Annotated in this window: 8 protein-coding genes; 2 read left to right on the top strand and 6 right to left on the bottom strand. The window is 58.2% G+C overall.

Annotated features, from left to right (window positions below; all coding sequences use genetic code 11):
* Positions 1-701: 701 nt before the first annotated feature.
* From LIO98_RS09660 to LIO98_RS09685, 6 genes are read right to left on the bottom strand one after another with little or no spacing between them, the layout of a single operon-like run.
* Positions 702-1,481 (bottom strand): SDR family oxidoreductase, encoded by a 780-nt coding sequence (locus LIO98_RS09660; protein WP_291956188.1) that lies wholly within the window; start codon positions 1,479-1,481, stop codon positions 702-704.
* A gap of 9 nt (positions 1,482-1,490) precedes the next feature.
* Positions 1,491-3,032 carry an aromatic amino acid ammonia-lyase gene (locus tag LIO98_RS09665; protein ID WP_291956208.1) on the bottom strand — a complete coding sequence of 514 codons (1,542 nt, stop codon included), beginning with the start codon at positions 3,030-3,032 and terminating at the stop codon, positions 1,491-1,493.
* A 42-nt stretch (positions 3,033-3,074) separates the two neighbouring features.
* Positions 3,075-3,617 (bottom strand): hypothetical protein, encoded by a 543-nt coding sequence (locus LIO98_RS09670; RefSeq protein WP_291956191.1) that lies wholly within the window; start codon positions 3,615-3,617, stop codon positions 3,075-3,077.
* Positions 3,618-3,655: 38 nt separating this feature from the next.
* Positions 3,656-3,892, bottom strand: coding sequence for a hypothetical protein (locus LIO98_RS09675; RefSeq protein WP_291956194.1), 237 nt, complete (start codon positions 3,890-3,892; stop codon positions 3,656-3,658).
* Positions 3,893-3,904: 12 nt separating this feature from the next.
* A complete protein-coding gene (locus LIO98_RS09680) occupies positions 3,905-5,326 on the bottom strand; it encodes a sodium:solute symporter family protein (RefSeq protein ID WP_291956196.1) in 1,422 nt (473 codons plus the stop codon).
* A gap of 46 nt (positions 5,327-5,372) precedes the next feature.
* A complete protein-coding gene (locus LIO98_RS09685; RefSeq protein ID WP_291956199.1) occupies positions 5,373-6,314 on the bottom strand; it encodes a 4Fe-4S binding protein in 942 nt (313 codons plus the stop codon).
* 187 nt (positions 6,315-6,501) lie between these two features.
* Between LIO98_RS09685 and LIO98_RS09690 the strand changes: the two genes are divergently transcribed.
* Together LIO98_RS09690 and LIO98_RS09695 are read left to right on the top strand one after the other, a co-directional pair.
* Positions 6,502-7,251, top strand: a complete 750-nt coding sequence (locus tag LIO98_RS09690; RefSeq protein WP_291956202.1) for a GntR family transcriptional regulator — start codon at positions 6,502-6,504, stop codon at positions 7,249-7,251.
* A gap of 88 nt (positions 7,252-7,339) precedes the next feature.
* Positions 7,340-8,353, top strand: a complete 1,014-nt coding sequence (locus LIO98_RS09695; protein ID WP_291956205.1) for an aminotransferase class I/II-fold pyridoxal phosphate-dependent enzyme — start codon at positions 7,340-7,342, stop codon at positions 8,351-8,353.
* Positions 8,354-8,477: the final 124 nt, after the last annotated feature.

Genomic DNA, 8,477 nt, shown 5'->3' on the forward strand with positions numbered 1-8,477 from the left:
TTATCTGTGGGAGTTGTAGAGTCTGGAGACATTGCGGCGCTGATGCGGGGGGGTTGGGGGGGGGGGGTATTGGGGTATTGGGGGCCGGTTGCTGGATTGCTGAGTTGTGTGATAAGGGAGAGGGCGAATCGGTAAGGTAAAAGATAAATAGCGGCTTAGCTTCGGGTGAGGGAAGAGATAAGTAACAATGTTTTTTGGCGCCCTCTCTGAGGGAGCTCCCCGCGAAGCGGGGTGAGGGAGAGTTGACCTTATGTTCTTCCGCGGCTTTCGCCGCGGGCTCTGTTTGGCGCGGTTCCCGCGCCAAACAGAGCAACACTCCTTCAGTCTCGGCGAAAAAACACCGCCGAGCCAGCTCCCTCGGAGAGGGCGCCTTTAAGGGCAAAGTCAAAAGCTAAATCGCTATTTATCTCTTTTTGCCTACCCATAGGAAATCGGCGTTTGTGAGCAGAGAACCAAAACGCGAGTTTTTGCGTTTTGTGTGATAAGTGAGAAAGGAAATCTTCGATTTCAGTTTTCGAACTTATAGTTTTCCCACCAAGCGCTCAGTTTCTTCATCAGAAATCAGAAGTGCAAATAACGAAATAACTGGGGGCTTGGTAAGTACAGGCGCACTAAAGTGCGGCGACAGCAAGGCAATGTCCCCGCCAAGGGGCGGGGACATTTTCAAATTATCCATATTAGTGCGTATAAACGCCGATTTCCTAGCTGTGGCAGTTCTCGGTAAAGCCGTCTATGGTCATCACCTGTCCCGATATTTTCGCTCCCGAGGGCGAGCAGAGGTAGAGGCACATATCTGCGATGTCCTGCGCCCCCACGAAGGTCCGCAGCGCGGTCTGGGAGGTGTACCCGGAGCGTACCGCCTCCGGCGAAATCCCCAGCGCCGCCGCCTCGCGCCTGATGACGCCCTCTATCCGCTCACCCTCGACACAGCCGGGACAGACGGCGTTGGCCCTGATGCCGAATTCTCCGAGTTCGAGGGCGAGTGTCTTGGTGAAGCCGATGACGGCCCATTTGGAGGCCGCGTAGGGAGAGCGGTGCGGATAGGCGAAGAGGCTCGCGGTGGAGCCCATGTTGACGATTCCGCCGCCTCCCGCCTTTATCATCATCGGCGCGGCGAATTTCGCGCAGAAGAACTGGCTGTCGATATTTGTACACATCGTGCGCCGCCACTCCTCCGGCTCGACCTCGTCAACGCGCGCCGTCGGCCCCGCGACGCCCGCGTTGTTTATGAGAAAGTCAAGGCCGCCGAGACGCTCTTTTATATCCGCGAAGAGCCTCTCAACATCTTCAAAGCGGGAGACGTCCGCCCGCGTGTATGTGAGCCCCGGCAGCTCCGCGGCGCGCCGTTCGAGCTTCTCCGCGGTGCGGGCGCAGATGTGGACGGAGGCGCCCGCCCAGTAAAAGCTCTCGGCGATCACCGCGCCGATGCCGTCAGCCCCCGCCGTCACCAGTACCCGTTTGCCCTTAAAAGCCGTCTCCATCTTTTTCTCCTAATACATCTTTCCGATGCGGCGTTCGGCGATCTCCCGTATTCTGCCGGAGTGCACCAGTTCGCGCGCCCACTCCATATCGGGAGAGATGTAGTGATCGTTTTCCATGAAGGGCGCCCTTTCGCGCACCGCCGCGCCGACGGCGGCGGTCGCCTCGGAGAGCGGCAGCCCCTTTTGCACGCGCAGGTCGGCGGCCTGCACCGCGGTGAGCAGTTCGTTGCCGAGGACGTATTCCGCGAGCCTCACAACTTTGCAGGCTTTCATCGCGGCGTTGTATCCCATGCTCACGTAGTCCTCCTGGAAGGCGCAGGTAGGGACGGAGTCGACGGAGGCCGGATGTGAAAGCATGCGGATCTCACCCAGCAGCCCCGCGGAGGAATATTGGACGATCATGTAGCCGCTGTTCTCTCCGGGGTTCGCCACGAGAAACGGCGGCAGGCCGCTCACATGCTCGTTGACCATGCGGTCGGTGCGCCGTTCGGAAATTTTCGCGAGGTAGCCCATCGCGATGCAGATGGAGTCGCTTTCAATGCCGACGAAACCGGAGTCGCTGTTGCAGGCGCTCAGCACTTCGCCGCTCGGATGGATGATGGGGTTGTCGTCGCAGGAGTTCATCTCGGTCTGGATCGCCGCGACGGCGTCGTTTACGGTCTTTCTCGCCGCTCCGTGCGCCTGCGGCACGCAGCGCAGTGAGAGCGCGTCCTGGAGGTTTTTGCCGCCGGTCTCTTTCAAGAAGGCGCTGTCCGCCAGTATTTTTCTCACATGTTCCGCCGTGGCGGCCTGTTCCCTGTGGGGCTTTACCGCCATCACCCGTTCGTCAAAGGCTTTGAGGTTCGCGGTCAAGGCCTCAAGCGTGCACGAGGCGATGACGTCGGCGGAGGCCACGAGGTTTCTCGCGTCATAGGCCGCGATGGCCCCCATGGCGGTTATTGAGGTGCAGCCGTTGACGAAGCATAGCCCCTCTTTGTAGCTCGGCGTGAAGGGGGTTATCCCGGCACGCCGCAGCGCCTCGCCGCCGTCGAGCAGTTCGCCCTGGTAGTAGGCCCGCCCCTCTCCTGTAAGGACGAGCGCCGCGTGCGCCTCCGCGTCGAGGTAGCCGACGGAGCCGTGCAGCGGCACCCACGGGGTGACGCCTTTGTTGAGCAGCTCCGCGATCAGCGCCAGCGCCTCGAAGCGCGCGCCGGAGACGCCGCTGCCCACGTTGGCAAGCATCATGAAGAGCATTCCGCGCACGGTCTCCTCTTCCATCGGCTCGCCGACGGTGGTACAGTGGGTCAGCATCGTATTTTTCTGATAGCGGATCGCCGACTCTTCTGGGATCGCCCGCTTCACGTTCTCCCCCAGTCCCGTCGTGATGCCGTACATGCGACGCTTCTCACGGACGAAACGGTCCACAAGGGCGCGGCATCTGTCGACGCGCTCCCGGTAATTTTCGCTGAAGGAGACTTTCGCGCCGAATCTCGCCACGGCGATTAGGTCTTCAAGCCTTATTTCTTTATCAAGAACGACCTCTTTTATATCTCTCGGCTCCGCAGTTGCCATGTTCACAATTATTCCCCCTGTTTTATCGCTGAAAAGTTTTTATTAAAATGTCCGTTTTACGCTGCAGCCGTCCGCGGCGATCGGAAGGTAGTAGACCTTCGCGCCCTCCCGCGGTTCGCCGAAGAAGGCGACGTGATAGGGGCGAAAGACGCTTTCGACCTTCAATACCTCGAGCGACAGATTCCCCCCGACGCGGCGGCACAGGATGCGGCGCACGAGGGCGTTGCCGCGCGTTATGAGCGTCTCGTCGGAGAAATCGGAGAGCTGGACCTCATCCTCGCCAACCTCGCTCTCCACGGTCTCGACGCCGCGCCGGTCGTAGTAGGAGACGCCGCAGGTGGAGCCGTTGGCGATCATCTCTATCTTACTTTTCCGTGGCAACGCGCCGCGGCGGAAGAGCCTTTCGAACAGAGGCGGCGGCGAGGTTATCTCAAAGGTGATGAGCCTGTTTTCAATATAGAGGGTCTTCATCACGATATTCTCTTTTCCCTTTCCGGAGAAGAGTCTGGCGATGAAGCCCTTGCGGGCCGCATCTCTCTTCGCCTCTTCGCGGCTTTTTTTTATGGCAAAGTTCCTGATTATCATACAGGACACCGGCTATTTGGAACGGCGGCCCGACGCGGTCACCGTTTTTTACCGGCCGCCCGGGAGAAGGCGAAGACCTGCCCCACGTATTTGAGGAATATCCACAGCGTCACGAGCATCGCGCTGTAGGGCAGCAGTCTGCCGAGCACGATATCGACGTCGTGCATCATGCAGTAACCGATAAATACCGCCTCGAGGGCAAAGCAGAGGCAGAGCGCGCCGTCTATTCCGATCCAGGATATTTTCAGTTCGTTGTTTTTGTCGTTATTTGCCATTTCGCCATCCTCCTAACATCTGATCGTCTTCTGATCGTCGAAGCCGGTCTCTTTTCCAATCCTGCTGCCTATCATCCAGAAGATAAATGAGAGCGGCAGGGATACGAGTATCGGTTCAAGGGCGCCGAAGCTCTCCGATATGACCACCGGGCAGAGCGAGAGCCAGGCGAAAGAGAGGCCGCCGGCTCCCATGGAGAGCAGCCCCGCCATCTGCGTCTTTCTGCCGCTGTACATCAGCGCCATCAGCACGGGGACGAAGCCCGTCGACATCCAGAGGCTGATGAGGAAGACGAAGGCGTCGTAGACAAGCGTGAAGCGGAAGGCCAGGCAGAGCCCGATTACTCCGAGGATACAGGCTCCGAGCCTGCTCAGGTTGACGAGTTTTTTGTCGCTGAGCTCTTCCTTCGCGAAGATCCTCGCGTAGATATCTTTGGCGAGGGTCGTTCCCCCGATCAGGTAGTAGCTGTCAAGCGTTGAGATGATCGCGCCGAAGAGGCCGATTATAAACAGGGCGCGGATGCCGACCGGCAGATGCGAAAGCACCATCTGCACGTAGGCCAGCTCCGGCTGCGCGCCGGGATATTTTACGTGCACGACCATGCCCGCGATATTGGTGACCGCGTCGAAGATGAGCCAGAGGCAGAAGCAGGTGAGCATCGCGCGGCGGCCGGTCTTCGCCGTGTTGCTTGCCGAAAAACGCTGGTAGAAGCTGGGGTCGGCGTAGACGTTGATGCAGAGCAGCACGAGCATCAGCGCCTTCGTGACGGACATGCCCGCGACGGGGCTTGTAAAGGCGGGGTCGCTCGCGGTCGCCGCCCTGATACCGGCCATACCGCCGACGCTGTCATATATCTGCGGAAAGACCATGCAGACGCTCATTATCATGAAAAAGAAAAAGATCATATCCGTTACGGCGACGCCCATAAGGCCGCCGAGGCAGGTCAGCGCGATCGTCAGTACGACGACGAAGATGCCGAGGTAAACCTTATTGACGCCCCAGGCCGCCTCGCCGATAAATCCCGTCGCCGTTATCTCTCCCAGCTGCGAACAGTACATGAAGAGGAATATCGAGGCGATCACCGCCGCGGCCTTGCCGTAGGCGTGATCTATGACGTCGGGGATCGTAACGTCGGCGCGCACATGGATGCGCGGCCCGACCCAGAGGGCGAGCGGAAAGCGGACGGCATGAGCGCCGATGGACCAGATAAACCAGGTGGCCATGCCGAAGACGGAGGCGTAGCCGATGGTTCCCACCACGCCCACGCCGCCGTACCATGAGGCGACGAGCGTTCCCACCACAAGAGACCACGGCAGGCTGCGGTTCGCGAGATAATAGCTCTCCATGTCGGTTATCGACTTGGAGAAGTAGTAGCCTATCCCAAGCACGCCGATGACGGTAAATACGATGACGATGTTGTCGATGCCAGTTAACATGAATCCAACACTCCCTTTTTTAGGAGGCCGACGGAGCGGCGCTCCTTTAGATTTTTTCTATCGAAATGGCGCCGACGGGGCAGTGGTTTTTGCAGACGGTACAGCCCCAGCAGTCCCTTTCTTCAAATATCACCCGTTTGCCGGCGCGCCGGAAGGCCCGGAAGTTGCATATCTTCGCGCACTTGCCGCAGCCGACGCACTTTTTCTCATCCCAGAGGATACGGTATCTCCGCTTCGGCCATACGCCCTGCGCGCCGATTCTGCGCGAAGCCCTGATGGGATAGCAGCAGTCCCCGCAGCAGTTGCAGATTGCCGCCATCTCCTCGGAGGTGTGCATGAGGCCGTTCCTGTCGGCGAGAATGATGATCTTCTTCGCCTCCTCTTTTGTCAGCGGCCTTCCGTGGCCGCGGTCCCATTCGGAGTTGATCTCCCTGTTGAAGAGGATACAGACGCCGCGCGGCCTGTCGCAGTTCATCGCGACGCTCTTGCAGTTGCAGGGGGCCACGTACGGCTCGAAGCCGAGGGAATCTATCAGCGCAAGCGTCTCTTCGAGCGTATAGAAAAAGGCGTTCTCTATGAGCCCCTCTCCCATCAGCGCGGCTTCGAGGCGGGGCTTCGCCTTTTCCATATACTGTGCCACATACCATTCGTCGATCTTTTTGCGCTCCTCCGCGGGAATCTTCGCCCAAAGCTCTGGCTCGTACTGAGCAAAAAAGGCCAGACGCCGGTAAAAATTGGCGGGACGGTAAAAAATGGTCCCCCCATTTTCGGCCTTATCGAGGACGCCGCGCGAATAGGCCTCTCTGATAAAGGCGTCTGGATCGCCGGTTATCTTTAGTTTTTTCAGCAGTGAATGGAGCTCTTCAATCGAGTAGTCCCGTCCATCCGCCGCGCAGAGAAAACGGTACTCTTCATCGTTCAGAAAAAAATCCGTGAAGGGGAGGGCAGATTCTGGTATTTCAAACAATTTTGCAGCCTTGTCATGCATTTTATACACCGCTTCCTCTCTATCATTGACAGTTAAGCAAAGCAATATCAAAGGTAATACACAACCATTTGGAGCAAAACTACAGACTCTTTTTGAAATTTTATGCTACATGCTGCATGTAGCATGTAACTGCGATTATGTTATACTTGTGAAAAAACTTTGTCAAGTTTCAAAAGGGAGAATAGTTATGTCATTTTTCCATAATGAATCGCTGCGAAAAAAACTTTATGACTATATAAAGCGAAAAATAAACTCGGGAGAGCTGCGCCCCGGCGACCCTATCAACCAGAAGGAGATCTTTGAGGAGCTGAACATCAGCCGCACGCCCTACCGCGACTGCATGATACAGCTTGAATCGGAGGGGCTTGTGAGGATCATACCATGTAAGGGGGTCATCGTGCGGGAGCTCTCCATCAACGAGGTGATGGAGGCGCAGGAGGTCGGAGCCGCCCTTGAGGGCATGGCTTATGAGCTTGCCTTTTACAACGCGCGTGAAAGATGTATCCCCAAACTCAGCGAACTTATCGCCAAGGCGGAAAAATGTTTTCAGAATAACGAACCCATCGTTCAAGACTTGAATATGGAGTTTCACATGGTCGTCTTTGAGCAATGTCCGAATCGAAGTATCGTCGAACAGCTTGTCAAAATGCGAGAACGCATCTATGATTTTCCACAGCGTAATTTGGTCCCTCTGTTAAAATGGGAAAAGATCTTCTGGCAGGAGCACCTGCGCCAGGTCGAAATACTGAAAAACGGCACCCCCTCGGAACTGGGCGGCTACACGCGCGACGTTCACTGGCAGGTGCGGGGAAGAGAAGAATACTGGGAGACTTTGTTTGCCGTAAAACCGGGAACGGTAGAGCAGTATTTCACGCAGCGCCGCGCCTACTGCGAGCGGGACCCGGAAGCGGAGAGCAGGAAGAAACGCCTGCAATAGCGGAATATGCCGCGTTTGCGCGCGTTTCCCGAGGGGACATATTGAAAATAGGCGCCCTAGGGGCGTAATCTTAATCGAGGTGTGAAAAATGATCCGTTTTGAATGCGACTACGGCGAGGGGGCCCACCCCCTTATATTGGAGCGGCTCGCCGCCACGAACATGGAACAGATGGCGGGCTATGGCGAGGACCAGCACTGCGAGGCGGCCCGCGGCTACATAAGGGAGCTCTGCCGCATGCCCGGCGCTGACGTGCATTTCCTCGTCGGCGGCACACAGGCCAATCTGGCGGTCATCGCCGCCGCGCTGCGCCCCCACCAGGGCGTGATCGCCGCCGAGAGCGGCCATATCAACGTCCACGAGACGGGAGCAATCGAGGCGACGGGACACAAGGTCATCACCGTGGCCGGCGAGGAGGGCAAGGTCACCGCCGGCGAGATACGGGGCGTCTATGAGAGCCACTGGAAGGACCCGACCCACGAACACATCGCCCAACCGGCGATGGTCTACATCTCAAACCCCAGCGAGATTGGGACGGTCTACACGCTGGCGGAGCTTGAGGCGATCGCCAAGGTCTGCCGCAAGTGCGGGCTGCCGCTCTTTATGGACGGCGCGCGCCTCGGCTACGGGCTGGCCTGCGAGCTCTGCGATTATTCACTCGCCGACATCGCCGCCCTCTGCGACGTCTTCTATATCGGCGGCACGAAGGTCGGCGCACTCTTCGGCGAGGCGGTCGTCATCACCAACGATACGCTGAAAAGGGATTTCCGCTACATAATGAAACAGCGCGGCGGAATGCTCGCGAAGGGGCGGCTCCTGGGGATACAGTTTGAGACGCTCTTCGAGGACGGCCTCTATTTCAGGATATCGGAGCACGCCGTACGGCTGGCGATGAAGCTCCGCGCGGCCTGCGCGGCGAAGGGCTACCCCTTCCTCGTCGATTCGCGGACGAACCAGCAGTTCCCCATCCTGCCCAACGGCCTCATCGAAAAGCTCGGGGAGCGCTCTATTCCTTCGCCCTCTGGCAGCCGACGGACGCGGCGCACACGGCGGTGCGTTTCTGCACCAGCTGGGCGACGAAAGAGGAGCATATCGACGAACTGACAGCGGCTCTGTAAAGCGCCAGATCACAAGAATAAGAAGTTGCGGCCGGCCCCCGTTGACCCCCCGCCCCCGCCGGTTTATTCTAAAGCCAGGGAGATATAAACAAAAGTCGCGGCCGCCCAAA

Source organism: Cloacibacillus sp. (assembly GCF_020860125.1).
Classification (GTDB): domain Bacteria; phylum Synergistota; class Synergistia; order Synergistales; family Synergistaceae; genus Cloacibacillus.

Bases quoted from the DNA above. Each gene is read 5' to 3' on its own strand.
- LIO98_RS09660 (WP_291956188.1), bottom strand. From the start codon at position 1,481: ATGGAGACGGCTTTTAAGGGCAAACGGGTACTGGTGACGGCGGGGGCT.
- LIO98_RS09665 (WP_291956208.1), bottom strand. From the start codon at position 3,032: ATGGCAACTGCGGAGCCGAGAGATATAAAAGAGGTCGTTCTTGATAAA.
- LIO98_RS09670 (WP_291956191.1), bottom strand. From the start codon at position 3,617: ATGATAATCAGGAACTTTGCCATAAAAAAAAGCCGCGAAGAGGCGAAG.
- LIO98_RS09675 (WP_291956194.1), bottom strand. From the start codon at position 3,892: ATGGCAAATAACGACAAAAACAACGAACTGAAAATATCCTGGATCGGA.
- LIO98_RS09680 (WP_291956196.1), bottom strand. From the start codon at position 5,326: ATGTTAACTGGCATCGACAACATCGTCATCGTATTTACCGTCATCGGC.
- LIO98_RS09685 (WP_291956199.1), bottom strand. From the start codon at position 6,314: ATGCATGACAAGGCTGCAAAATTGTTTGAAATACCAGAATCTGCCCTC.
- LIO98_RS09690 (WP_291956202.1), top strand. From the start codon at position 6,502: ATGTCATTTTTCCATAATGAATCGCTGCGAAAAAAACTTTATGACTAT.
- LIO98_RS09695 (WP_291956205.1), top strand. From the start codon at position 7,340: ATGATCCGTTTTGAATGCGACTACGGCGAGGGGGCCCACCCCCTTATA.